This window comes from Bradyrhizobium sp. WD16, assembly GCF_024181725.1.
GTDB lineage: Bacteria > Pseudomonadota > Alphaproteobacteria > Rhizobiales > Xanthobacteraceae > Bradyrhizobium_A.
Genome location: NZ_CP028908.1, coordinates 2962668 through 2988107, shown reverse-complemented (window position 1 = coordinate 2988107; position 25440 = coordinate 2962668). Strand labels below are relative to the sequence as shown.

Sequence of the window (25440 nt, the reverse complement as noted above, 5' to 3'; positions counted from 1 at the left end):
GTCACGCGGCACGCGCGTCAAGCAGCCAACCTGATCCGATGCGCTTTCTTCACGCGCGCGGCAGTGGCGTTCTTGGATCTGACATTGGCTTCGGCAGCCCGCGACAAGACGGCTCGCGAATGTCAAATCCGCGCCTAATAACCCCGGACACGATCGACAGTGTGCGGCGGCGTCTCGCCCCGCTCCAGCGCCGCGGCGGTCGCCAGGATGGTGTCGGCGACCGCCGGCACACTGACGTCGCAGGCATCGTGCGGCGTCACCATCACGCCGGGATGATCCCAGAACGGATGATCCGCCGGCAGCGGTTCGGCGGCGAAGACGTCGAGCGCGGCGCCGGCGAGCTGGCCGGAGGCCAGCGCAGCGAGGCAATCCGCCTCGTTGAGATGCTCGCCGCGGCCGACATGGATGAGAAAGGCGCCTCGACGCAGCCGCGCGAACAGCCGGGCGTCGAGAATGCCGCGGGTCTCGGGCGTGAGCGGCAACAGATTGACCACGATCTCGGCGCCCTCGACCGCGGCGGCGAGCCCCCCGACGTCATGAAAAGCCGCGATCCCCTGCGGCGCCGGCCGCGCGCTGCGGCTCCAGACCCGCACCGGAAAGCCGAGCGCGGCGAAATCCTGCGCGGCGCGGCTGCCCATGGCACCAAAACCGAGAATCGCGACCGGGATATCCCGCGCCGCGCGTTGCGGAATGCGCCGCCACAGTTGCCGGCGTTGCTGGTCGCGATAGATCGGCAGGCCGCGCTGATGGCCGATGGCGTGCCAGAGCACGAAACCCGACATCATCTGCGCCTGGGCCGGCTCGACCACCCGCACCACATCAACGCCTGCGCGCAGGCTCGGGCAGCGCAGGATGCTGTCGGCGCCGGCGCCGATCGAACAGGCGGCGGCGAGCTTGGGATAGCGCGAGAAGCCGTCCGCCGGCGGATCCCAGGCCACCGCGAGGCGCACCTCGTCGGCGTCGGCACAAGGATGATCGACGAAAGTAATGCGGTCCCTGAGTCGGTCGATTTCGGACGCGAGATAGCCGCGCAGGTCGAGCGTCTCGCTCAGCAATACACAATGCATGGTCAGGAATAGCTCGTCAGGAGTGGGGTCAGGCGGCTTGCGGAGATCCGTGGCGGCCCGGCACGGCGGCGAGCAGCGCCGCAGTATAGGGATGTTCAGGGGCGGCGAACAATGCCTCGGTCGGCTTGAGCTCGACGATCTCGCCGCGCTGCATCACCGCGATACGGTCGCAGATCTGCGCTGCCACTCTCAAGTCGTGGGTGATGAACAGCATCGACAGACCGAGACGGGTCTTGAGGTCCTCGAGCAGCTTGAGCACCTGCGCCTGGACCGAAACGTCGAGCGCCGACACCGCCTCGTCGGCGACGATGACCTCGGGATCGAGCGCCAGGGCTCTGGCGATACCGATGCGCTGGCGCTGACCGCCGGAGAATTCGTGCGGGTAGCGCTGCAGGGCGCTGGCGTCGAGGCCGACCATGGCGAGCAGCTCGCCGGCGCGCCGGCGCGCCTCGCCGGGCGCAGCGCCGTGCGCGATCGGCCCGTCGCAGATGATATCGCCGACCCTGCGCCGCGGATTGAGCGAGGCGAAGGGATCCTGGAACACCATCTGGATCCGACGCCTGGCATCACGCAGGGCGGCGCCCTCGAGCAACGTCAGATCGGTGTCGCCGAGCCGCACGGTGCCGCGATCGGGCGCGATCAGCCGCATCACGAGGCGGGCGACCGACGACTTGCCCGAACCGGATTCGCCGACGAGGCCGAGGGTCTCGCCCTTGAGGATCGAGAAATTGACGCCGATGGCGGCGCGCACCTCGCGGTCGGGCCGGAACCAGCCGCCCGAGGTGACATAGGTCTTGTCGAGGCCGATGACCTCGACCGCCTTGTGTCCGCCCTCGCGCGCCGGCCGCGGCGGCGGGTCGAGCGACGGCACCGCCGCCAGAAGCGCCCTGGTGTAGGCGTGCTGCGGGTGATTGAGCACCTCGGCGGCGCTGCCCTGCTCCACCGCCTCGCCGTGACGCAGCACCACGACGCGATCGGCGATGTCGGCGACGACACCGAAGTCGTGGGTGATGAACATCACCGCCATGTTGTGGCGGCGCTGCAGATCGTGGATCAGCGCAAGGATCTGCGCCTGGGTGGTGACGTCGAGCGCCGTGGTCGGCTCATCGGCGACCAGCACCGCGGGCTCGAGCGCCAGGGCCATGGCGATCATCGCGCGCTGGCGCTGGCCGCCGGAGAGCTGGTGCGGATAGGCGCGGATGATGCGTGGCGGATCGGGCAAGCCCACTTCGGCGGCGAGCTCGAGCACCCGCCGGCGGCGCTCGCGCCCGGTCGATCGGCCGTGGGCCTCGAACATCTCCATCATCTGGTCGCCGATCCGCATCAGGGGATTGAGCGCGGTCATCGGCTCCTGGAACACCATCGCGATGCCGCGACCGCGCAGGTCGCGCCAGCCATCCTCATCGAGATCGAGCAGGTTGCGGTTCTGGTAGAGGATTTCGCCGCCGTCGACGCGCACGGTGTCGGGCAGCAGCCCCATCAGGGCGTGGGCGCACATCGATTTGCCCGAGCCGGATTCGCCGACCACGCAGACGATCTCGCCGGCGGCGAGATCGAACGACACGCCGGCCACCGCATGAGCGCGATCGCCGCCGTCGGGAAGGGCGATGCGAAGATTGCGGATCGAGACCACCGCCGCCATGATCAGCGCCCGTTGCGCGCGAGGCGCGGGTTGAGCACGTCGTTGAGGCCATCGCCGATCAGGTTCAGCGCCAGCACCGACAGCAGGATGGCGACGCCGGGAAACACTGTGATCCACCAGGCCTGCCGGATCACGGTACGGCCGGCGCCGACCATATAGCCCCAGGACATCAGGTTGGGATCGCCGAGGCCGAGAAAGGACAGCGAGGATTCGAGCAGGATCGCGGTCGCCACCATCAGCGACGCCTGCACGATCACCGGCGACAGGGTATTGGGCAGGATCTCGCGCCAGATGATGGTCCAGGTCGTCTGGCCGGTGACCACGGCGGCCTCGACATATTCCCGGGAGCGCAGCGACAGCACCTCGCCGCGGACGAGGTGCGCCACCGGCGGCCAGCTGACGATGGCAATGGCGGCGACGATGGAATAGATCGACGGCGTGAGGATCGCCACCAGCACGATGGCCAGCGCGAAGCTCGGCACGGTCTGGAACAATTCGCTGAAGCGCATCAGGGCATCGTCGATGCGGCCGCCGAAATAGCCGGCCACCGCGCCGAGCGGCACGCCGACCGCGAGCGCGGCCAGGGTCGAGACCAGGCCGACCAGCAGCGACACCCGCGCACCGAAGATCAGCCCGGCCATGACATCGCGGCCGAGCGCATCGGTGCCGAGCGGCGCCGTCGCCAGCATGAAGGGCGGCAGGAAGGGCCGCTGCACCATGCGCCAGGGCGAACCGGAAAACAGCATCGGCCCGCCGATCGCCACCGCAATCGCAAGAACCAGGATCAGAAGGCCGATCAGCCCACCGGGATGACGCAGGAGCGCCTTGACGAGCTTCATGGCGCGCACCTCATGCCGTGACCTGGATACGCGGGTCGACCGTGCGATAGACGAGATCGGTCAGAAGATTGAAGACCAGCACCATCGCCGAGCAGACCACGAAGACGCCGAGCAGCAGATTGTAGTCGCGCTGCAGCAGCGCCTCGTACATCAGACGGCCGATGCCCGGCCAGGCGAACACGGTTTCGGTCAGCACCGCGCCGCCGATCAAGGTGCCGGAATGCAGCCCCGCCAGGGTCACCACCGGCAGCAGCGCATTGCGCAGGACATGACGGCGCAGGATGACGCCGGCGGAGAGGCCCTTGGCCCGCGCCGTCTTGATGAAATCGAGCCGCTGGACCTCGAGCATCGACGCCCGCGTCATGCGCGCATAGGTCGCCATGAAGAACAGGCCGATGGTCAGCGCCGGCATGATCAGATGGGCGCCGACATCCAGCACATGGGCAAAGCCGGTGTAGTTGGCGCCGACGGTCTCGTAGCCGAAGCTCGGCAGCCAATCCATCCACACCGAGAGCAGAAGGATCGCCATCAGCGCCACCCAGAACACCGGCGTCGCATAGAACAGCAGCGCCAGCGTGGTGATGGCGGTATCCGCCCAGGTGCCGGCGAAACGCGCGGCCAGCGCGCCGAACAGGATGCCGAACACGAGCGAGATCGTGAAGGCCGACAGCGTCAGCAACAGCGTGGCGGGAAGCCGCTCGAAGATCAGCTTCGATACCGGCGCTTCCTGGCGGACCGAGTAGCCGAGATCGAGGCTGGCGATGCCCTTCACATAGATCAGCAGCTGCTCGGCCAGCGGACGGTCGAGGCCGAACTTCTCGCGCATCTGCGCCACATAGGCCTGGTCCCCCGCCCCCGCCTCGCCGGCCATCACCAGGGCGGGATCGCCCGGCGCGAGACGGATCAGGAAGAAGTTCAGGACCACGATCGCAAGCAGCACGATCACGCCCTTGACCACGCGCTGGGCGACGAAGGACAGCATCAGCGCGCGACCTCCCTCATCGTCTCACGGTCTGACAGTGTCCGGTCCCGCCGCAATCGTCTCACTTGTCGAGCCATGCGTCGCGGAAGCCGTCATTGACGCCGATTGCCGTGGTGATGAGGTTCTTCACGTAGCAGCGGCTGATGGTCGGGAATTGCAGTTCGAGCTGCCAGGCCACCGGCACGTCCTCCACCAGGATCTTCTGGACCTTCTCGTAGATCTCCTTGCGCTTGGCGTCCGAAGGCGCCGCCGCGCCGTCGGCGAAGAGCTGGTCGACCTCGGGATTGGAATAGCCCTCGACGTTGTTGAAGACACCGCCCTTGAAGATCTGGCTCGAGACGTAGTTGCGGCCGACGCCGAGCGCCGGATCGCCGTATTGATAGAGATAGCTGAAGCCGATGTCGTAGTCCCAGTCGCCGAGCTTCTGGTTGGAGCCGGGGACGTCGGTCGCCACCATCTCGACATTGATGCCGACGTCCGCGAGATTCTGTTTCACCGCCTCGCCCCAGCGCTGCCAGGTCTCGCCATAGGGCAGCGGCATCAGGCGCACCTTCTCGCCGTTGTAGCCCGCCTCCTTGAGCAGCGCCTTGGCCCTGGCCGGGTCATAGTCGTATTTCGGCACGTCGGCGGTGTAATACTTGATGGTCGAGGCCGCGGGGCCGGTGGCGACCTTGCCGAAGCCGTTCCAGATCACGTCCTTGGCGAAGTTGCGATCGACCGCAAACATCACCGCCTGGCGGAACTTCTTGTTGGCGGTCGGCCCGCCGCGGTTGTTGAGCCACATCCAGGCGAGCGGGCTGAAGAACTCCCAGCCGGCGCCGGTGGTGCAGGTGTCCTTGAGCTTGGCGAGGCGCGGCACGTCGAAATTCTCCACCGAGCCGCCCGGCAGCACGTCGACCTTGCCGGTCTCGAAGGCAACCGAGCGCGCCGCCGCGTCGGGAATGACCTGCCAGTAGATATCGTCGAGGTAGGGCCGGCCCTTCACGTAGTAGTTGGGATTTTTCACGAGATGGATGAAGGCGCCCTTCTTCCATTCCTTGAACATGAAGGGACCGGTGCCGATCGGCGCGTTGTTCGCGGGGTTGGTCTTCCAGTCGGTGCCTTCATAGATGTGCCTGGGAATCATCGGCAGCGAGCCGACCTCGAAGATGCCGAGGAAGGGCCCGAACGGCTGCTTGAGGGTGAACACCACCGTAAGATCGTCCGGCGCGTCGACCTTCTCGACCTGGGCGAGGTTGTTCTTGGCCCGCGGATGGTTCTGACGGAGGAAATCGATCGAGAACAGCACGTCGGCCGCGGTGAACGGCTTGCCGTCATGCCAGGTGACGCCGGGCTTGAGCTTGAAGGTGTAGACCTTGCCGTCGTCGCTCACGGCCCAGCTTTCGGCGAGGCTTGGGAGCGGCTCGAGCTTCGGGCTGTAGCGCAACAGGCCCTCGAAGATATTGCCGGCCACCATCTGGGTCGGACCGTTCTGCACCATGCCGACCATCAGGCCGGGCGGCTCGGGCTGGATCACGACGTTGACGACGCCCCCGGCCTTCGGCTCCTGCGCCAGGGCGCCCGCGCTGGAGGTGAGCATCACGGCCAGCATTACACGCTTCAGCATCCTCGTCCCCCGTCGTGACCTGTCAGTCGGCATAACCGGCATCGCTGCGATCGAGCATGCGCTTGAACGCCGCCCATTCGGTGTCCGGCTGGCCCTGCACTTCGATGCGGTCATAGCCGGCGGCATATTGCCCGGCAGCCTTGACCGCGACCGAATTGGAGAGGCGCGCGACCGGCGCGCCGGCAGCCTGGATCGCGAGCTGCGCCCGGCATGAGCGTTCGAGATTGTGCATCAGCTTGAAGGCTTCGCCGATCGAGCGGCCGCAGGTGAGCAGGCCGTGATTGCGCAGCACCATGACGAATTTGTCGCCGAGATCGGCGACGAGGCGCGAGCGCTCGTCGAGGTCGAGCGCGATGCCTTCGTAGTCGTGATAGGCGAGCCTGCCGGTGAACTGCATGGACCACTGGTTGAGCGGCAGCAGTCCGTCGGCCTGGGACGACACGGCGACGCCCGCCACGGTGTGGGTGTGCAGCACGCAGGCGACGTCATGGCGCGTCGCATGCACCGCGCTGTGAATGGTGAAGCCCGCCGGATTGATGCCGAGGCCGACCGGATCGTCGATGACGCTGCCGTCGACATCGACAATGACGAGATTTGACGCCGTCACTTCCTCGAAGCGCAGGCCATAAGGATTGATCAGGAACCGGTCATGTGTGCCGGGCAGCCGCGCCGAAATGTGGGTGTAGATGCTGTCGTCGAGCCCGAGGCGGTGAATCAACCGGTAGCAGGCGGCGAGATCGATGCGCGCCTGACGGCAGGCATCATCATCCCCTGCATTGGACGCGGATGACGAAAGGCGTGACACGACAGCGCGGTCGGACATCGTCGAACGGCTCACAACTGGAACGCGCAAGCGAATGACTGCATCGGCAGCCGTCCCGCGCCATCGACCGTCAGCCAATACAATCCAGGTCCATCCTTCAAGATTAAACTGTCGACAATCGACGCTTAAAAAGTGTACAGCGAGAACAAACGGAAACCTCCTCATGCGACCTGTCGCGCCGCCAGTCGGCCTCAACGCGCTCACCGATAGCGACCTCGTCGGTCAGGTCGCGCGCCGACTGACCGAAGCCATCATCGAGGGCCGGCTGTCGCCCGGTGCGAAGGTGGTGGAGGCCGGCGTCGCCCGCGAGCTCGGCATCAGCCGCGCTCCGGTGCGCGAGGCGGCACGGCTCCTGGAACGCCAGGGACTGCTGGTGTCACATCCGCGCCGCGGCTTCTTCGTGCGCAAGCTCGACGTCACCGACATCGACGAGATCTACGACCTGCGCCTCTGCGTCGAGCGCCACGCCGCAGTGCTCGCGGCACGGAACCTGACGCCGGCCAATCGGCGCGCGCTGCGCCGTCAGCTCGAGGTGCTGTACGAGACCGCCGAACTCGACGATCCGTCGCGACAGGTGGAGGAGGATTACAGCTTCCATCGCCTGATCTGCGAGATCGCCGGCTCGCGGCGGCTGCTGCGGATCTTCGACGACCTCGCTTCCGAACTGCGCATGGTGATCGGGCTGATCGGCCGGCTCTACGACGATCCGCGCCGCATCGCCGCCACCCACGAGCCGCTGCTGGCCGCCATCGAGCAGGGCTACCCCGAGCGCATCGGCGCCCACCTCGACCATCACATCGGCACAGCATGGACCGAAGTCGGTCGGCTGGTCCGTGATATCCCGAACCTCGGCAATGGAGTCTCACGGTGAAAGCTGTCTACAGCGATGCCCATCGCAGCCATGACCCTCAGTTCTTCCTGGTGCGCGGCGTCATCAAGCGCACCACCGAGCAGCCGGAACGCGCCGACCGGCTGCTGCACGGTCTCGCCAAGGGCCGGCACACGCTGGTTGCGCCGACCGCCTTCGGCCAGGGCCCGCGCGCCCAGATCCACAGCCCCGAATATCTCGATTTCCTCGCCACCGCCTGGGAGCAATGGCTCGCGCTCGGCGATGCCGGCCCGGAAATGATCGCCAACATCCATCCGGTGCGGCACGCGGCGACCTATCCGAGCCATATCGTCGGCAAGCTCGGCTGGCACACCGCCGACACCGCCTGCCCGATCGGCCCTGGCACCTGGGCCGGCGCCTGCGCGGCGTCCGACGTCGCCGCCACCGCGGCCCAGCTCGTGCTCGACGGCGAGGATGCGATTTACGCCCTGTGCCGGCCGCCGGGCCATCACGCCTACCGCGACATGGCCGGCGGCTTCTGTTTCCTCAACAACAGCGCGATCGCCGCCGCCCACCTGCGCCAGGCGCATGCGCGCGTCGCCGTTCTCGACGTCGATGTCCATCACGGCAACGGCACCCAGGGCATCTTCTATGCCCGGCCCGATATCTACACGGTGTCGATCCACGCCGATCCGGTGGCCTATTATCCCTTCGTCTGGGGCTATGCCCATGAACGCGGCGAAGGCCCGGGCCTCGGCACCAATCTCAACATTCCTCTCGCCATCGGCACCGGCGACGACGGCTATCTCGCCGCCTTCGAAGGCGCGGCCCGCGCCATCGCCAGCTTCGCCCCCGGCGCGCTGGTGGTGGCGCTCGGGCTCGACGCTTCCGAGCACGATCCGCTGGCCGCGCTGAAGGTCACGACGCCCGGCTTCAGGCGCATCGGCGCGGCGGTGGCCCGGCTCGGCCTGCCGACCGTGCTGGTGCAGGAAGGCGGCTATCTCTCCGATGTGCTCGGCGACAATCTCGCCGCCTTCCTCGAAGGTTTCGAGAGCGCGCGCTGAGCCGCCGAGCTTCTCGCCCGCAGTTCCTGTTTTCGAAAGGTTCTCCCCAATGCCGCTTGATCCTTCGGTGCGCGACCGCATCGCTGCCGCCGTCTCCGACGGCTTCGATGCCCAGATCGCCTTCACCCGCGACTTCATCCGCTTTCCCTCGCGGCGTGGCGAGGAGCATGCGGTCCAGGACTTCGTCTTCCGCGCCTTGCGCGACCGCGGCTACACCATGGAACGCTTCGCCATGGAGCGCAGCGCGATCGAACGCCATCCCGGCGGCGGCGCCTTCAGCCCCGAGCATTCCGAGGCGCCGATCGTCGTCGGCATCCATCGCCCGCGCCAGGAGACCGGCCGCTCGCTGATCCTGCAGGCCCATGTCGACGTCGTGCCGGAGGGGCCGGCATCGATGTGGAGCCACCCGCCGTTCGAGCCGGCCATCGAGGGCGACTGGCTTTACGGCCGCGGCGGCGCCGACATGAAGGCCGGCCACGCCGCCAACATCTTCGCCCTCGATGCGCTGCGCCGCGCCGGCCTGCAACCGGCGGCGACGGTCTATGTCCAGTCGGTGGTCGAGGAGGAATCCACCGGCAACGGCGCGCTGATGACGCATCTGCGCGGCTATCGCGCCGATGCGGCACTGATCCCGGAGCCGGAAAACGAAATGCTGGTGCGGGCCAATATCGGCGTAATCTGGTTCCATATCGAGGTTCGCGGCGTGCCGGTCCATGTGCAGCGCATGGGCGCCGGCAGCAACGCCATCGATGCGGCCTATCGCGTCATCGGCGAGTTGCGCCGGCTCGAGGCGGAGTGGAACGAGAGGGCGACGGCGCAGCCGCATTTCCGCGACGTTCCCCATCCGGTCAACCTCAATATCGGCAAGATCGCCGGCGGCGACTGGGCCTCCTCGGTGCCGTGCTGGTGCAAGGTCGACTGCCGCATCTCGATCGTGCCCGGAACGAGCGCGCAGGCCGCGATGCGCGAGGTCGCCGACCGTGTCGCCGCCTTCGCCCGCGCCGACGGCTTTCTCGCCAACATCCCGCCGACCGTCACCTTCAACGGCTTTCAGGCGGAAGGCTATGTGCTCGAGGAGGGCTCGGAGGCCGAGGCGGTGCTGGCCCGCGCCCATCAGGCCGCGACCGGCGGCGCACTCGAGAGCTTCACCGCGCTCTCTTATCTCGACGCCCGCGTCTATGCGCTGTTCGATCAGATCCCGACGCTGTGCTATGGGCCGATCGGCGAAAACCTTCACGGCTTCGACGAACGCGTCAGCCTCGCCTCGCTCCGGCGCGTCACCACCGCGATCGCGCTGTTCATCGCCGAGTGGTGCGGGGTGGAGGCGGCGGGGTAGCGTGAAAGCGAGACCCTCGTCATGGCCGGGCTTCGTGCCGGTCATCTACGTCTTTCTTGCGGAGAGGCGGGCAAGCGCGGGCATGACGATGGAGCGTGTGGCGGGCATGGCGTCGCCGCACATCGCTGTCGCCCTCCACGAAAGTGGAGGGCCCAGTACGCCGTGTCGTCGCAATGGTGCACAGCAGCCGACGCAGTGTGCTCCATCGGCGCCCCGTGTACTGGGTCGCCCGATCAAGTCGGGCGATGACGGCGGCGGGTGGGACGCGCCTGGGCCGACGACGCCGTGGCGAACAATCGGATTTCACCCCGCCTTGGCGTAGTGCGCCCGCAACTCGCGCTTGAGCAATTTGCCGGCGGTGTTGCGCGGCAACTTGTCGGCGAAGATCACCTTCTTCGGCACCTTGAACGGGGCAAGCCGGGTGCGCGCATGGGCAATCAGACCAGCCTCGTCGGGCGCGTGGCCCGGCCGCAACACCACGATCGCGGTGACCGCCTCGATCCATTTCGGGTCGGGCAGGCCGAAGCGGCGCGCCGGAAGCCGTCGGCAATGGTGTTGCTGCGCAGCCGGGATTGCGGCGCGGTGCTCGTCGCGGTCGTCATGGGCTCGAATTCCTCCCGACGGATTTTTCTTTGTATGGTCGTCGTTGGAGGGCCGGTCGCCGCCTGGGCTTCCGGCATTGGGCGCAAGTTTCACTGCCGCCGGCTCCGGTCAAGCGGACTTGCTGCAGGCCGCCCGTCGGCGCGGCCTGACCGGCACAATAACCGCCACCCCGCCGGTTGTGATCTAGATCAAGACCCTTGGCCCGACGGCGACTATCGACAACAGTGTTGGGCGGCGCAGAAGACGAGGACTGGACATGGAGCAACGAGCCGAAGCGAGAGGAAACCCGCCGCGGCCGCCGCTCACCGTTTCGCGCCTCGCGCTCGACACCGGCCGCGAAAATGTCGCGGTGGTCTCCCGCCGCTCGCTGGCCCTGCGCCCGGAAGTGTTCCGTGGCTTCAGCCGCGTCGAGCTGCGCTGCAACAGCAAAGTCCTGCTCGCCACCCTGCTGATCACCGACGACGACAGCCTGGTCGGCCCCGACGAGCTCGGGCTGTCGCAGCCCGCCTTCCGCCGCTTCAACGAGCCGGTGGGCAGCCTCGTTGCCGTGACGCCCGCGCCGCCGCCGGCAAGCCTCGATGCGGTACGGGGGAAAATCCAGGGCCGCATTCTGAGCGCCGACGAGATCCGGGCCATCGTCAACGATGTCGCCCACTACCGCTATTCCGACATGGAGATCGCCGCCTTCCTGATCAGTTCGGCGAGCTTCATGACCAGCGACGAATTGCTGGCCCTGGTCGCGGCCATGGCCGAGGCCGGCACGCGGCTGAGCTGGCCCTCCCCCATCGTCGTCGACAAGCACTGCATCGGCGGCATCCCGGGCAATCGCACCTCGATGGTCGTCGTGCCGATCGTCGCCGCTCACGGCCTGACGATCCCGAAGACCTCGTCGCGCGCCATCACCTCGCCCGCCGGCACCGCCGATACCATGGAGGTGCTGGCCCGGGTCGATCTCGGCGTCGAGGAGATGAAGGAGGTCGTCGCCGCCTGCCATGGCTGTCTGGTGTGGGGCGGGCACGTCAACCTGTCGCCGGCCGACGACGTCCTGATCTCGGTCGAACGTCCGCTCTCCATCGACACCCGGGAACAGATGGTCGCCTCGATCATGTCGAAGAAGCTGGCTGCCGGCTCGACCCACCTCCTGGTCGACCTGCCGGTCGGCCCCTCCGCCAAACTCGGCAATGCCGCGGAGGCGATGCGGCTGCGCAAACTGTTCGAATTCGTCGGCGATCGCTTCGGCATCGCCGTCGAGGTGATCATGACCGACGGCCGCCAGCCGATCGGCAACGGCATCGGCCCGGTGCTCGAGGCGCGCGACGTCATGGCGGTGCTGTCGGGCGATCCGAAGGCGCCGGTCGACCTCCGTGAGAAATCGTTGCGTCTTGCCGCGCATCTCCTGGAGTACGACCCGCAGCTGCGCGGCGGCAGCGGCTATGCCCGCGCCCGCGAGCTGCTCGACAGCGGCGCCGCCTTCAAGCAGATGCAGAAGATCATCGACGCCCAGGGGCCTTCGCCCTGCGCCGTCCAGCCCGGCCCCCTGAGCCTCGATGTCCGCGCCGAGGCCGATGGCATTGTCGCCGGCATCGACTGCCTGCAGCTCAACCGCCTCGCCCGCACCGCGGGCGCGCCGCTCGACGGGGGCGCCGGCATCGACCTGTTCAAGAAGGTGGGCGACCGCGTCGACAAGGGCGAGCCGCTCTACCGCATCTATTCCCTCGACGCCTCCCAGCACGAGCTCGTCGCCGCGGCAGTGCGCAGCAGCAACGGCTATCTGGTCAACGGCCATCCGCCCGTGGACGGGAAGCCGGCATGAGCGCAGAAGGCATGCCTGCCGGCATCCAGGCCCTGTCGTCCTCCCGGGAGGAAGCCGGCCGCCTGGCGCGCCGGCTTGGACTGCCGCTTTATGTCATCGACACCCACGCCTTCCCGGACGGCGAGATCCGCGTCACGATCGGCGCCGCGGCGGCGACCACGATCCTCTTCGCCTCGCTCGATCGTCCCAACGACAAGCTGATCGCGCTGCTCTTCGCCGCCGAAGCGTTACGGCGCAGCGGCTGTCGGCGGATCGTGCTGGTCGCGCCCTATCTCTGCTACATGCGCCAGGACGCCGCCTTCCGGGACGGCGAGGCGATCAGCCAGCGCGCCATCGGTCGCATGCTGGCGAATACCGTCGACCGGATCGTCACCGTCGACGCCCATCTGCACCGCACCGCGGCGATCGGCGACGTCTTTCCCGGCATCCGGGCCGACAACCTCTCGGCGATGCCCGCCATCGCCGCCGTGCTCAGGACCGCACCGTACGATCGCTCCACCGTGGTCGTCGGACCGGACGCGGAATCGGCAGGCTGGGTCGGCGAGCTCGCCGGCCTTCTCGGCCTCGCTCATCAGGTGGCGCGCAAGTCCCGACGCGGCGACCGCAGCGTCGAGATCGAATTCTCCGACCGCGCCGCCCTGCGCGGCCGCCCGATGCTGCTCGCCGACGACATCGTCTCCTCCGGCGGCACCCTGATCACCTGTGCCGAGGCGCTGCGCCATGCCGGCGCCGCCTCGATCGAAGCCGTGATCACCCATGCGCTCTATCCACCGGAGCTGCGCGGCGCCTTTGCCCGCGCCGGCATCCATTCGCTGCGCTCGTGCTGCAGCGTGCCCCATCCGACCAATGCCTTCCCGCTCGACGGCCTGTTTGCCGATGCATTGGCCGATGAGCTCGGCCATCGTCAGGAGTCCCGCCCGTGAGCATCACCCTTCGCTTCTGCGGCGCCGCGCGCACGGTGACCGGCTCGTGCCATCTGTTCACGACGCCGACCGGCCGCTTCCTGGTCGATTGCGGCCTGTTCCAGGGACAGAAGACGCTCAAGGAGCTCAACTACGGCGAGTTTCCGTTCCGCGCCGCGGACATCGACGCCGTTCTCCTCACCCATGCCCATATCGACCACAGCGGGCTGATCCCCAAGCTGGTGCGCCACGGCTTCGCCGGCCGCATCCTGGCGACGCGCGGCACCATCGACCTGTGCTCCTACATGCTGCCCGATGCCGGCAGCATCCAGGAATCCGAAGTCGCGGCGCTCAACCGCCGCAACGCCTCGCGCGGACGTGGCGAGGTCGAGCCGATCTACACCCAGGCCGACGCGGTCGCGGCCATGCAATCCTTCTCCGCGGTCAGCTATGAGAGCTGGGTCGACGTCATCGCCGGCGTCCGCGCCCGCTACTGGAATGCCGGGCACCTGCTGGGCTCGGCTTCCATCGAGATCGAATTCGCCGACGCCGGCAAGACAGGCAAACCGCTGCGCGTATTGGCCTCGGGCGATATCGGTCCGGACGCCAAGCTGCTGCAGCCCGATCCCGAAGCCCCGGCAGGCTTCGACCATGTCATCATGGAATCGACCTACGGCGGCACGGATCGCGAGCCGGTGACGCCGGGCAGCCGCCGCGCCCACCTCGCCGCCGAAGTGCGCGCGGCCGCCGGCCGCGGCGGCGCGCTGCTGATCCCGGCCTTCGCTGTCGAACGCACCCAGGAACTGATCGTCGACCTCGTCGATCTGATGGACCGTGGCGCGATCCCGGCGGCGCCGATCTTCCTCGATTCGCCATTGGCGATCCGCGCCACCGAGGTGTTCCGCCAGAACGCCGCCAGCCTCGACCCGGCGGTCGATGTCGGCCGCCTGCTCGCCTCGAAACATCTGCGCTTCACCGAGACCGTGGAGGAGAGCAAGTCGATCGCCAAACTCTCCGGCTTCCACATCATCATCGCCGCCAGCGGCATGTGCGATGCCGGCCGCATCCGCCACCACTTGCGCAACTGGCTGTGGAACGCCAGGGCCACCGTGCTGCTGACGGGCTACCAGGCTCACGGCACCCTCGGCCGGTTCCTTGTCGACGGCGCAAAGTCGGTCAGGATCCAGGGCAATCAGGTCAAGGTCGCCGCCAATATCCGCCGCATCGACGACTACTCCGGTCATGCCGACGGCGCCGAACTGGCGCGGTGGATCGCGGCGCGCCGTCCGGTGCAGCGCGGTCTGTTCCTGGTCCATGGCGAAGAGGAGGCCATCGCCGGCCTCAACGCCCGGATCAGCGAGCGCATCATTCCCGCGGTGAAGATCTTCGAGCCGACCCTCGACGACATCTTCGATCTCTCCGCCGCGGTTCCCACGCCGCTTGTCGCCACCCATCGACGCCGCCTCGAGCCCGAAGCGGTGACCGAACTCGACTGGCACAACGACATGTCGAAGCTGGTGCTCGACATCAGCGACCGGATCGAGGCCGCGGCCGACGACCGCACGCGAGGCGTCATCATCCGCCGCCTGCAGCGTGCGCTGCAGGCGGAGTGACTTCGGTAAGCTGGTACGTCTCCCTGCAGGCGGCCCACCATGCAACTTGCGGTAATCCGAATTTTCACGACAATAGCCTCGACGGCCGCCCGACCGGCGGCATCTGGCGAGGTGATTTCCAGATGGCGGAAAGCCGGGAAGACGCGCAAGCCGAAACCGTCGAGGGCGCGCCGATTGAATCGGAGGCCGACGCGAGGGATACGTTTATCGACGAAGTTCCGGCCGCGGTCGCGACAGCGAGCCAGTCGCCGCTGACCGCATCCAGCTGGGGACCGCCGCAACTCGAGGGCTATACCGTTCATGGACCCGGCCTGGACGACCGGCCGCGACTGTCCTGGACTGCCCGCCACGCCGGCGCCGACCTTTATTTCATCGACGTTCGTTTCGCCGGCGAGCCGCGCCAGACCATCGGTCCGATCCCGGCCGGCGACGTGTTGCCGCACATGGCAATGCGCGAGGCGCGGGCACGTCGCGCCTATGACGAGGTCGCCGCGCGTTTTTGCGCCAGCCCCTCGATCGAGGTCGGTCCCGCGACGCTTGCCGCCGCCGAGGCGCCGTGGCCGCCCGTCATCACGATGCCGGCCGCGCCGCCGCGAGCCGCGCCGCCGGCGCCTGCTGCCGAGCCGGTTCGCGCCGAGCTTGAAACCGTGGCACAACCGGCGACAACCGACACCCCATCCGAGCGATCCGAAGTGGCACCGCCTGCGCCGTCCATCGTCGCGGCGGCGGACGCGCCGGTGACCACCGCCACGGAGAACGCCGAGCCGGCGGCGGAGTTGCGAGCCACTGCCGCTCCGCCGCCGCCAGCAGAGCCCGCCGCCACAGCGACGACGGACGACACGGCTTCGGCAGACATTCCCCCGGCCGCGGCAGCCCCGGCCGCCAGTGCGTTACCTGCGGTCACCGGCGCCAGGGGCATGCTGATGCAATCCATCACGCGCGCCAGCCAGCTGCTCCACGCCCCCAAGCTGTCGCTGAAGGTAATCCGGTCGCAGACAACGACAGCTGCTCGGCCGCCGCCAACTCAGGATCTGGAGAGTGGCAAGTCCGCCGGACCGCCGGCGCCTTCCCCAGAGCCCGATCCCGCCGCGCCCGCTCATGCGGCGACACCGAAATCGGACGATCTCGTCCTTCGCGATATCGACGAGGTCCTGGCGCGGCACCCCTGAGCCGAGCGCCAGCAATGCCCTGCGTAGTGCTGTGGATCTGACGCTCGTATCTGCATTGCAGCGATCCGCAATGTCCTGTGCCTGTGCCGGCGCCATCGCCGTTGTCACCGCCCGCCATTTGCGGCTTCCCGGCTTCGTGCTAACAAGCAGCGGGGGAATTTGAAGCCGTGATCGTCAGTCATCCGCGGGCGAGGAGTGTGGGGCGCGTTGCCGCGCTGGCGGCCGCCTATGCCTTCGTGCTCCAGCTCATGCTGGCGAGCTCGCTGCTGGCGGGCCTGTCGCCCACGACCGCCGACGCGCTGCATGACTTGTGTTTCGGTGCCAGTTCGGCGCCATCCGATCCGGCTGGCAGCGGCAAGGCCAAGCCGGTCCTGCATTGCCCGCTCTGCGTCAGCCGCGCCGATGCCGTGCTGTCGCCGGCCGAACCGCCGGCTTTGCCACAGCGCATCGCCGTCAATGTCCCATCGCTGCCGCCCACTCCGGATGCGGCCATCGCGATCGAGGCCGCCACCGGCCATCGCGCCCGCGCTCCCCCGGCCAGCGCCTGAGCTGATTCCTTCTCCCAATCATTGAATCTGCAGATCGTCACGGTTGCCGGCGGCGATCGCTCGAGCCCGACCTCATCGCTCCCGGACCGCCCTCCGGTCCGGGCCAGTCTTTCGCGTGCGGCCACGACGGCACGCGCGCCAGCCGAGACATTTATTCATGGTCATCACCGTCACCACCGGCCGACGCCGGTCCCGCCTGCTCGCCACCAGCGCGCTGCTGTCGCCAGCTCTATTGTTCATGGCGAGCCTCGCGCCGCCGGCTGCATCGACGGCCCGGGCCCAGAGCGCCGGCAAGCTGCCCACCATCGTGGTCGATCCCGCAAGACCTCGCAGCACCGGGCGCCATGTGCCGGCGCGCTCGGCGCCCGCCGCGCGCCCTGTCGCCGCGCCGGCGCCATCGGCACCCGGGCCGCAGGAGACAAGCTTCGTCCCCGCCAATACCACCACCATCTCCGCGGAAACCGCTTTCCAGCGCGGGCTGTCGTCCAGCGATTCGGCAGCGCTGATCACCGAGCTGCCCGGCGGCGCGGCGTGGGGCGCCGGCGGCGTCTCGAGCCTGCCCTCGATCAACGGCTTCGGCGCCGATCGTGTCCAGGTCGCCATCAACAGCATGCTGATCAGCCCGGCCTGCCCGAACGAGATGAATCCACCGCTCTCCTTCGTCAATCCGGCGATGATCGCGAAGATGCGCGCCTATGTCGGCGTCGCCCCCGTGAGCGTCGGCGGCGACTACACCGGCGCGCGGATCGACGTCACCACCGCCCCGCCGAAATTCGCGCAAGGGGATTCTCGAGGTGATTCCTGGGTCACCAGCGCGCTGCTGTCCGGCTTCTTCCGCAGCAACGGCAACGCCTACGGCGTCGACAGCACAGCCACCATCGCCAACCGCGACACCAGCGTGACCTATACCGGCGGCTGGGTCCGCTCCGGCGATTACAAGGCGGGCGACGGCACCAGGATCAAGTCGACGCTCTACGAGACCCAGAACCACGCCTTGAGCATTTCCAAGGAGAGTTTCGGCAACCTGTTCACCCTGCAGGTCGGCGGCCAGTTCATTCCCTACCAGGGCTACGTCAACCAATACATGGACATGGTCTACAATCGCGGCCTCTACCTCAACGGCCGCTACGAGGGCAATTTCGACTGGGGCAAGTTCGAGACCAGCGCCTTCATCCACCAGATCCGGCACACCATGGGCTTCATCGAGCCGGACAAGACCGGCAGGATGCCCATGGATACCAACAGCTCCGATGCCGGCTACACGGTGAAGGCGACCATCGCGGCATCGCAACACGACATCATCCGCATCGGCAACGAGCTCGCCTACAACCGGCTCGAGGACTGGTGGGATCCGGTCCCCGGATCGATGATGATGGGCCCGAACAGCTTCCTCAACATCAACAACGGCCGCCGCGGCCGGGTCGGCACTTTCGCCGAGTGGGAACGGCATTGGGCGCCGGGCTGGACCACCATCGGCGGCATTCGCAACGACGTGGTCTGGATGAATACCGGCGAGGTACGCGGCTACAACGGCATGTATGCGGCTGACGCCGCCGCCTTCAATGCGCTCGACCGCGCCCGCACCGATGTGAATGTCGACGGCTCCGGCCTCGTGCGTTACGAGCCCGATCAGCGCAGCCTGTTCGAGTTCGGCTTCGCCCGCAAGACCCGTTCGCCGAACCTCTACGAGCGCTATGCCTGGTCGAACAACGCGATGGCGATGAGCATGATCGGCTGGTTCGGCGACGGCAACGGTTATACCGGGAACGTCGATCTCAAGCCCGAGAAGGCCCACACGGCCAGCTTCACCGCCGGCTGGCACGACGAGGCGCAGCAGACCTGGGCCATCAAGGTGACGCCCTATTACAGCTATGTTCAGGACTATATCGACGTCGATCGCTGCGCCAGCGCCAGCTGCCTTGCGAGCAATCCGGACAATCTCACCGCGACGAACAGCTTCGTGTCGCTGCGCTTCGCCAACCACGACGCCACGCTCTACGGCGTCAATCTCGAGACCAAGCTGGCGATCTGGGACAACCTCACCTATGGCCGCGGCGAATTCCGCGGCACGCTGGGCTATGTGCGGGGGCGGCGCACCGACGGCGTCGATCTCTACCACGTGATGCCGATCAACGCCAAGCTCGCGTTCGACCATCGCATCGGCGGCTGGATCAACAGCATCGAGCTGCAGCTCGTCGGATCGAAGGACCAGGTCAGCCAGGTCCGCAATGAGCTGAAGACCGCCGCCTATGCCCTGGTCAATCTCCGCACCGGCTATCAGTGGCAGCATGCGCGGATCGATCTCGGCGTCGACAATCTGTTCAACCAGACCTACGACCTGCCGCTCGGCGGCGCCGACCTCGTCGACTACAAGGTCGTCTCGATGATGGGGACGTCGACCGCCTGGGGCTACAACGTCAAGGGACCCGGCCGCTCGGTCAACGGACGCCTGACCGTCCAGTTCTGAGAAGCCCTCGAACGAGGCCTGAACGGCCGGCGGTGGTGCGCTCCGGCGCGCCACCGCCGGAACGCGCCGAACGTCCCGCCGCACTGGCCCCCGCCGCCGCGCCATGCTAGCCACACCGGGCATGGTCCATGATGAGGACGCGGGACGCGATGATCGAGGCGGTGATCTGGGATTTCGGCGGGGTGCTGACCACGTCGCCGTTCGAGGCCTTTGCCAGGTTCGAGCGCGAACGCGGCCTGCCCGCCGACATCATCCGCAACACCAACGCCGCCAATCACCTCGAAAACGCCTGGGCGAAGTTCGAGCGGGCCGAGATCGACCTCGACGCCTTCGACGAATTGTTCGCGGCCGAATCCCGCGACTTCGGCGCGGAGGTCCGCGGCCGGGAGATCCTGCCGCTGCTCGCCGGCGACCTGCGTCCCGCCATGGTCGAGGCGCTCAAGCACATCCGCAGCCGGTTCAAGACCGGCTGCATCACCAACAATTTGCCCGCCAACAGCATCGGCAGCAGCCGATCGTTCTATGTCGCCGACGTCATGGCGCTGTTCGATCACATCATCGAATCCGCCAAGATCGGCTTGCGCAAGCCTGACCCGCGGATCTATCGCATGATGGTCGAGGCCCTCGGGGTCGAGCCCGCCCGCTGCGTCTATCTCGACGACCTCGGCGTCAACCTCAAGCCGGCGCGGGAGATGGGCATGGCCACCATCAAGGTGGTCGATCCTTCGCAGGCCATCGCCGACCTCGAAGCGGCGACCGGCCTTTCCCTGCACAGCTGATCACGCGACAGCGGATAGACAATGAAGGCGACCGACAAGCTCGATCTCGATCCGGCGGACTGGGACGCCTTCCGCGCCGTCGGCCACCAGGCGCTCGACGCCATGATCGACCATCTGCGCAGCCTGCGCGAGCGGCCGGTCTGGCGCGAGGCGCCGGACGAGGTGCGCGCGGCGTTTCGTGCGCCGTTGCCGGATGCGCCGCGCGAACTCGGCGACGTCGTCGCCGACATCGACAGGCTGATCCGGCCCTATGTCACCGGCAATCCGCATCCGCTGTTCATGGGCTGGGTGCACGGCGCCGGCACGCCGGCCGGCATGATCGCCGAGATGATCGCCGCCGGGCTCAACGCCAATTGCGGCGGCCGCAACCATATCGGGCTCGAGGTCGAGCGCCAGGTCACCCGCTGGGTGGCGCAGTCCCTGGGCCTGCCGGCCTCGTCGTCGGGCCTGTTCGTCACCGGCTCGTCGATGGCGAATTTCATCGCGCTCTTGGTGGCGCGCACCAGGCTGCTCGGGCCCTCGGTGCGGCAGAGCGGCCTGCAGGCCGTGCCCCAGCGGCTCACCGCCTATGCCTCGGCGGAAGCGCATCAGTGCATCGGCCAGGCGATGGAGCTCGCCGGTCTCGGCAGCGACCAGCTCCGCCTGATCGCGACCGACGATCGCCGCGCGATGCGGCCCGACGCGCTCGCCCAGGCGATCGAGACCGACATCGCCGCCGGATGGACACCCTTTCTCGTCGTCGCCACCGCCGGCACGGTGAATACCGGCGCGCTCGATCCGATCGCGGCCATTGCCGACGTCGCCGCCGCGCGCGCCCTGTGGCTGCATGTCGACGGCGCCATCGGCGCCGTGGCGAGCCTGTCGACGGAATTGCGCCCGCTGCTGGGAGGCATCGAGCGGGCCGATTCCGTCGCCCTCGATTTCCACAAATGGATGCATGTGCCCTATGACGCCGGCTTCGTCATCGTGCGCGACGCCAAGCTCCATCTGCAGACCTTCTCCAGCGAGGCGGTCTATCTGTCCCGCGCCGACGCCGGTCTCGCCCGCCGCGATGTCTGGCCCTGCGATCTCGGCCCGGACCTGTCGCGCGGCTTTCGCGCGCTCAAGACCTGGGTGACGCTGCAGACCTTCGGCGCCGAACGACTCGGCGCCTGCATGGCCAGGTGCTGCGACGTCGCCCGCCATCTCGCCGAACGGCTGGAGGCCAGCGGCCTGTTCACCGTCCACGCGCCGGTGACGCTGAACATCGTCTGCTTCGGCGTGCGCGCGGCCGACGCCGACACCGTCAATCCCCGCCTCGTCGAAGCGCTGCATGTCAGCGGCGAGGCGGCGCCGTCCCTGACCTATCTCGACGGTCGCCCGGTGATCCGCGCCGCCATCGTCAATCACCGGACGACCCGCGCCGACATGGACGATTTCGTCGCCGCGCTGCGCCGGCATCTGCCGCACCGGGGGTGACGCCGGTGCATCGGCCATTCGCACCGCTCGCCGCCCGGCGGGGGGGGGCGTTCTATGAGGTCTGGAGACCGGCGTAAATCGCCCGCGCAACGTCGACGTCGTCGAGATAACCGACGATACCGTGGTGGTTCTCGGTCCAGTTATCGACACCGGAGAAATTGGTGATGGCAGGTTCGACCCCGAAATTTTCGCGGTCGAGCGGGTACAGCGCAACGATGTCATGCGGATCGAGCGCGTTGTACCAGCCGCGCCCACCGACCGGATTGGAGATCGGCAGCAGGGGCTGGCGGACCGCCCGGATCGACAACGGCGAACCCACGGTGACATAGAGCGGCACCTTCCTCGGCGCCGCCTTGATGACATTGTAGGCCACGACGCTGCCCAGCGAATGCCCCACTACCACGGCGGTGTCGCCGGTCAGCATCGCGGCGACCGTCTTGTCGATCGCCCGGCGTACCACGTCGCGCCGTGTATAGAGGAAGACGTCGCGCAGGAATATTTCGATCGTGGTTGCCGATATCCCCGTCAGATGACGGTCGAGGAGCCGGACGATGGCCTGGACCCAGGCCCAATTCTCGACGCCTTTTTCGGTGGGCACCGGCCCCATCTCCCCGCGCACCTCCTGGTCGCTGATGCCGGCTCGCAGCCGCATCTCTTCGGCGATCTGCCGGCGGAATTCGGCATATTCGTCGAATGCCGGACTTCCCTTAGGCATGAAGCCCGGCTCGGCAGGCAAATCGAACTGGCGGACGAATGCATCGAGCTGATCGCCATAGAACGGGAAGTCGACCTCGACATCGGCCGGCAGGCTCAGGCCCGCTTTCCGCAGCCCCTTTTCCAGGGCTTCGATCCATTCGGCCTTCAGCTTGACCGGATCCTTTCCGGCCTGGGCGCGTCCATGCACGAGAAGAAGCTTCATCGCAGTTCTCCCTGTCGAATAGCAGCGAGGATCAGATCGGCACGCCGCGGCAGGAACGTCGTCCAGAGGCCGCCGGCGAGTTCGTCCTGCGCGTCGTCCAGCACGCCGGGCAAGCTGATCCCCCGGCCCCTGAGCAGATTCCATCCCTGGGCGAGCATCGGACAGAACGCAGCAGTCGGCAGTTCCGGGCCGGCAGTCTTGCCGGTCCGGTCGCGATCGAGCATGGCGACGTCGAACAGTTCGGATTGCAGATCCTGGCGCATGGCCGAGGCGACCGCATGCAGTGCCGCCATCGCATCCGCCTCCCAATAGGCATAGGCGGCATAGAGACCGAGGGACGGATCAATGCCTTTGCCCACTTGAATCTCTGCCGCGAGACGCTCGGCGGAGTGCGGATCGCTGATGCGAAAGACACCGAACTGGATCGCCGCCGCCGCTGCGGCGCGCAGCTTCTCGAGCTGGGAGGCTCGCGCCGCATAGTCTGGAAAACGGGAATTCCTGTCGGAAGGAATATAGCTGACATTCACCACACGACCTTTGTCTACGACGACATGGCCGACATAGCCGCGCAGCACCGCCAGCGGCACGCCATTGCCGTCCCCTAGCCGGATCACGGCGGTGCAGGCCGCTCGATCCGGATCGACGCGCAGAATCGCCGGTTCGGCTTCGCCGTCCCCCGACGCCAGCAGATCAAGACGACCGCCGCCCGCCAGCGCTGCGTCGACGACGCGGCCGCCGAGGACGGCGAAGCCGGTATCGGTCTCGAAATGCCGAACATCGGGCGCAAGACCGCGCGCGCGCGCCACCGCCTCGTCGAAACCGGGATGCCCGGCGGCGATCGGGATGACGGGGTGCGCCGCGGGTTCGGTCCCGTCGGTGGCAGGCACGTCGCGCCGCAGGGATCGTCCCTCGTCGAGAGCCTTGGTGAAGACCTGCGCGGCGATGCCGCGCAAATCGGGAGGTAGGGCGCGGACGCCGGCCTTGCGCAGTGCCGATCCGCCGAGGCCGCGGCCCGCCAGCGGCACCTCGCGAGGAGACTTGGCAATGATTGCTCCCGTCGTCCTGGCGTGGCCGATATAGGCGCTGTCATCCGACAGGACTTCATCGTCCGGTGCCTGGTCCATAGTGATGTTAACGCCGGCCAGCAGCGTCGCGACCTCGCGACGCAGATAAGGCCCCAGCCGACGATTAGGGACCACCCGCACCTGCTGGCCGTCTTCCACGACCTCGACCACCATATCGCTGTCCGGCTGGGCGAAGGCCTGCATCAGACAACGGGTGAAGACGTTCTCCTTCGGACCTCCCTGGAGCGATACTTCATAAGCGGCCGTGCCGATGCTCGCCGCGATGAATTGATCCACTTTGGCGCGGTTTCTCCGAACGTCGTCGTTGGGGAAGACGATGCTGCCGCGCACCCGCATCGCCCGGGGCGTCGTCGGGATGCTCCGGCACGCATCCGAGATCAGCACGACATTCGGAACCCCGCAGTCCTTGGCGAAGTCGACCGTCTCCTTCCAGTTGACGGCTTCGTTCGCATCGGCCGGCGCGCGCGTCAGCAGCCACAATTCGGAGTCGTTCTTCCAATAGCCGTGACCGGAGAAATAGACGACGAGCTGGTCATACGTTCCGGCGGCGACAAACCCCGTGATGGCTTCCAGTATCTGCGACGCCGTCACCGAACCGTCGGCATCGGTGATCGTCTTGACCTCGAATCCCTCATCCTGGAGCCAGGCTCCGAATTTCGCGGCACCACGGGCCGAGGCCTCCAGCGCCGGCAGATCGCCGGTCTTGTCGACGCCGATGACGACCCCACCGCGCTTCCTCGACACGAGAATCCCCTCATATGCAGCCTGCTGCCGTTCGTGGCGCCCGCCGGCCAAGAGAGACTATCAAATATTCTCTGGACAGACACGCAGAGGTTGACGACTCTCGGCAGCAGCGAATTCGCTGCGGCGGCCGCCACGGACCCCCGAGATGGACCAGGACGAGCTCAATTTCGAGATCTGCGATCCCCAGGGATTACCTTTGGAACCGGAAATATCTCACCTTGCCGAGGACCTCGGCCCGAACGGCCTATGCCCGTGCGACGTTCGAACCCATGTGCTTGCGCACTGGACTGCCGCGGTCACGAGAAGGTCTCGGCGTCCCAAGGATTCCAACCGCGCGGCTGAAAAAGTGAATCCTTTACGTCGCTATGGTATACTTTGATATGGTCGGTCGGATGCACATGAGCCAAACCCATCTTCTGTTGACGATCACTGAAGAAAAGATGCACGAGGCGGCGCGCGGCGCCGCACCGGTCGACATCGAGTCGCTGATCGAGAATATCCCCAGCGCCGTGATCGTGTCCGGTGACCGTGCCTTGTCTGTGCATGTCGAAGTGGACAGCCGGCACGCCGACGAGGTGATTCAAAGCGTCAAAGGCATTTGCACGGTCGATCGTTGGCGCGAGATGAAGCTGCTGAACGCGTCGCAACGAAGCCGATCTACGCGATAGCCGCACCGGCGCCCTCCAACTCGGCACATCCCCCTGTCCGCCATCGCCGCTGGGAATGCTCGTCTTCGCCGGGGCACACCTTTTGACCGCACCTATGACGATGACGACGGTTACGGCGCTGCCACCTTCGTCGAAATCCTCGGCGATGTCGCCGAATTCTACACCAGCCAGGAGGGCATTCCGGCCGACGCGGGCGGCCGCGCCACGGTGCTGGGGAATGCGGCGATCCGTCCGCGGCGGGAGCCGACCGAGCGTCGCTGATCGAGAGCCTGATCGTGGTGCGGGATCGAGCCTCTTCGCACATGCAATAGGCATTCAGCGCCACAATTTGCATCATCGCACCGCGATCGCCGCCGCTGAGGTTCCGCGCTTCTTTCGAAATTCGCCAAGACTCTCAACGTGTCGGATAATGCCTGGCGTTGGCACGCCGATTGCTACCCGATCTTCAGTCAATGACGACTGCCGTCCGCCGGACTGCTTTTGC

The 25440-nt window shown here is 67.3% G+C and carries 21 protein-coding genes; 12 read left to right on the top strand and 9 right to left on the bottom strand.

The window, feature by feature from the left end:
- Positions 1–134 precede the first annotated feature (134 nt).
- The 6 genes from DB459_RS13845 to DB459_RS13820 all read right to left on the bottom strand — a co-directional run bounded on the left by DB459_RS13845 (position 135) and on the right by DB459_RS13820 (position 6959).
- The gene (locus DB459_RS13845; RefSeq protein ID WP_253705731.1) at positions 135–1067 is read right to left on the bottom strand and encodes a glyoxylate/hydroxypyruvate reductase A; all 933 of its coding nucleotides are present in this window, start codon (positions 1065–1067) and stop codon (positions 135–137) included.
- 28 nt (positions 1068–1095) lie between these two features.
- A complete protein-coding gene (locus DB459_RS13840) occupies positions 1096–2709 on the bottom strand; it encodes an ABC transporter ATP-binding protein (protein WP_371926741.1) in 1614 nt (537 codons plus the stop codon).
- Positions 2710–2711: 2 nt separating this feature from the next.
- Positions 2712–3548, bottom strand: coding sequence for an ABC transporter permease (locus DB459_RS13835; RefSeq protein ID WP_253705729.1), 837 nt, complete (start codon positions 3546–3548; stop codon positions 2712–2714).
- Positions 3549–3558: 10 nt separating this feature from the next.
- Positions 3559–4530 (bottom strand): ABC transporter permease, encoded by a 972-nt coding sequence (locus DB459_RS13830; RefSeq protein ID WP_253705727.1) that lies wholly within the window; start codon positions 4528–4530, stop codon positions 3559–3561.
- Positions 4531–4591: 61 nt separating this feature from the next.
- A complete protein-coding gene (locus tag DB459_RS13825; protein WP_253705726.1) occupies positions 4592–6136 on the bottom strand; it encodes an ABC transporter substrate-binding protein in 1545 nt (514 codons plus the stop codon).
- A 22-nt stretch (positions 6137–6158) separates the two neighbouring features.
- A complete protein-coding gene (locus DB459_RS13820; RefSeq protein ID WP_253705724.1) occupies positions 6159–6959 on the bottom strand; it encodes a class II aldolase/adducin family protein in 801 nt (266 codons plus the stop codon).
- A gap of 163 nt (positions 6960–7122) precedes the next feature.
- On the opposite strand from DB459_RS13820, the gene DB459_RS13815 reads away from it, so the two are divergent.
- From DB459_RS13815 to DB459_RS13805, 3 genes are read left to right on the top strand one after another with little or no spacing between them, the layout of a single operon-like run.
- On the top strand, positions 7123–7830 hold the full coding sequence (locus DB459_RS13815; protein ID WP_253705722.1) for a GntR family transcriptional regulator: 708 nt from the start codon (positions 7123–7125) through the stop codon (positions 7828–7830).
- Positions 7827–8852, top strand: coding sequence for a histone deacetylase family protein (locus tag DB459_RS13810; protein ID WP_253705720.1), 1026 nt, complete (start codon positions 7827–7829; stop codon positions 8850–8852). Before DB459_RS13815 ends, DB459_RS13810 begins: the two co-directional genes overlap by 4 nt.
- A 49-nt stretch (positions 8853–8901) precedes the next feature.
- The gene (locus tag DB459_RS13805; RefSeq protein WP_253705718.1) at positions 8902–10188 is read left to right on the top strand and encodes an ArgE/DapE family deacylase; all 1287 of its coding nucleotides are present in this window, start codon (positions 8902–8904) and stop codon (positions 10186–10188) included.
- 303 nt (positions 10189–10491) lie between these two features.
- On the opposite strand, the gene DB459_RS27595 is transcribed toward DB459_RS13805, so the two are convergent.
- The gene (locus tag DB459_RS27595) at positions 10492–10884 is read right to left on the bottom strand and encodes a hypothetical protein (RefSeq protein ID WP_371926740.1); all 393 of its coding nucleotides are present in this window, start codon (positions 10882–10884) and stop codon (positions 10492–10494) included.
- A 163-nt stretch (positions 10885–11047) separates the two neighbouring features.
- Here DB459_RS27595 and DB459_RS13795 point away from each other — a divergent pair, with 163 nt between their 5' ends.
- From DB459_RS13795 to DB459_RS13760, 8 genes are all read left to right on the top strand, one after another.
- Positions 11048–12604, top strand: a complete 1557-nt coding sequence (locus DB459_RS13795; RefSeq protein ID WP_253705716.1) for a thymidine phosphorylase family protein — start codon at positions 11048–11050, stop codon at positions 12602–12604.
- Positions 12605–12615: 11 nt separating this feature from the next.
- Positions 12616–13527 (top strand): ribose-phosphate diphosphokinase, encoded by a 912-nt coding sequence (locus tag DB459_RS13790; protein WP_253713561.1) that lies wholly within the window; start codon positions 12616–12618, stop codon positions 13525–13527.
- Positions 13524–15119 (top strand): MBL fold metallo-hydrolase RNA specificity domain-containing protein, encoded by a 1596-nt coding sequence (locus tag DB459_RS13785; RefSeq protein ID WP_253705714.1) that lies wholly within the window; start codon positions 13524–13526, stop codon positions 15117–15119. The genes DB459_RS13790 and DB459_RS13785 overlap by 4 nt, the downstream gene beginning before the upstream one ends.
- Before the next feature lie 122 nt (positions 15120–15241).
- Positions 15242–16288 (top strand): hypothetical protein, encoded by a 1047-nt coding sequence (locus DB459_RS13780; RefSeq protein WP_253713398.1) that lies wholly within the window; start codon positions 15242–15244, stop codon positions 16286–16288.
- A 167-nt stretch (positions 16289–16455) separates the two neighbouring features.
- Positions 16456–16836, top strand: a complete 381-nt coding sequence (locus DB459_RS13775; RefSeq protein WP_253713397.1) for a hypothetical protein — start codon at positions 16456–16458, stop codon at positions 16834–16836.
- Between the two features lie 157 nt (positions 16837–16993).
- Entirely contained in the window at positions 16994–19303 is a 2310-nt protein-coding gene (locus tag DB459_RS13770) for a TonB-dependent receptor (protein WP_371926950.1), read from the top strand.
- A gap of 149 nt (positions 19304–19452) precedes the next feature.
- Complete coding sequence (locus DB459_RS13765; protein ID WP_253713559.1) at positions 19453–20082, top strand: HAD-IA family hydrolase; 630 nt, start codon at positions 19453–19455, stop codon at positions 20080–20082.
- 21 nt (positions 20083–20103) lie between these two features.
- Positions 20104–21540, top strand: coding sequence for a pyridoxal-dependent decarboxylase (locus DB459_RS13760; RefSeq protein ID WP_253713396.1), 1437 nt, complete (start codon positions 20104–20106; stop codon positions 21538–21540).
- A 52-nt stretch (positions 21541–21592) separates the two neighbouring features.
- Here the strand turns inward: DB459_RS13760 and DB459_RS13755 are convergent, their stop codons facing one another.
- Positions 21593–22459: a hypothetical protein gene (locus DB459_RS13755; protein WP_253713395.1), complete on the bottom strand. Its 867-nt coding sequence runs from the start codon at positions 22457–22459 to the stop codon at positions 21593–21595.
- Positions 22456–24288, bottom strand: a complete 1833-nt coding sequence (locus DB459_RS13750; protein WP_253713394.1) for a caspase family protein — start codon at positions 24286–24288, stop codon at positions 22456–22458. Before DB459_RS13750 ends, DB459_RS13755 begins: the two co-directional genes overlap by 4 nt.
- Positions 24289–24686: 398 nt before the next feature.
- Here DB459_RS13750 and DB459_RS13745 point away from each other — a divergent pair, with 398 nt between their 5' ends.
- Complete coding sequence (locus DB459_RS13745; RefSeq protein WP_253713393.1) at positions 24687–24956, top strand: hypothetical protein; 270 nt, start codon at positions 24687–24689, stop codon at positions 24954–24956.
- Positions 24957–25440 lie beyond the last annotated feature (484 nt).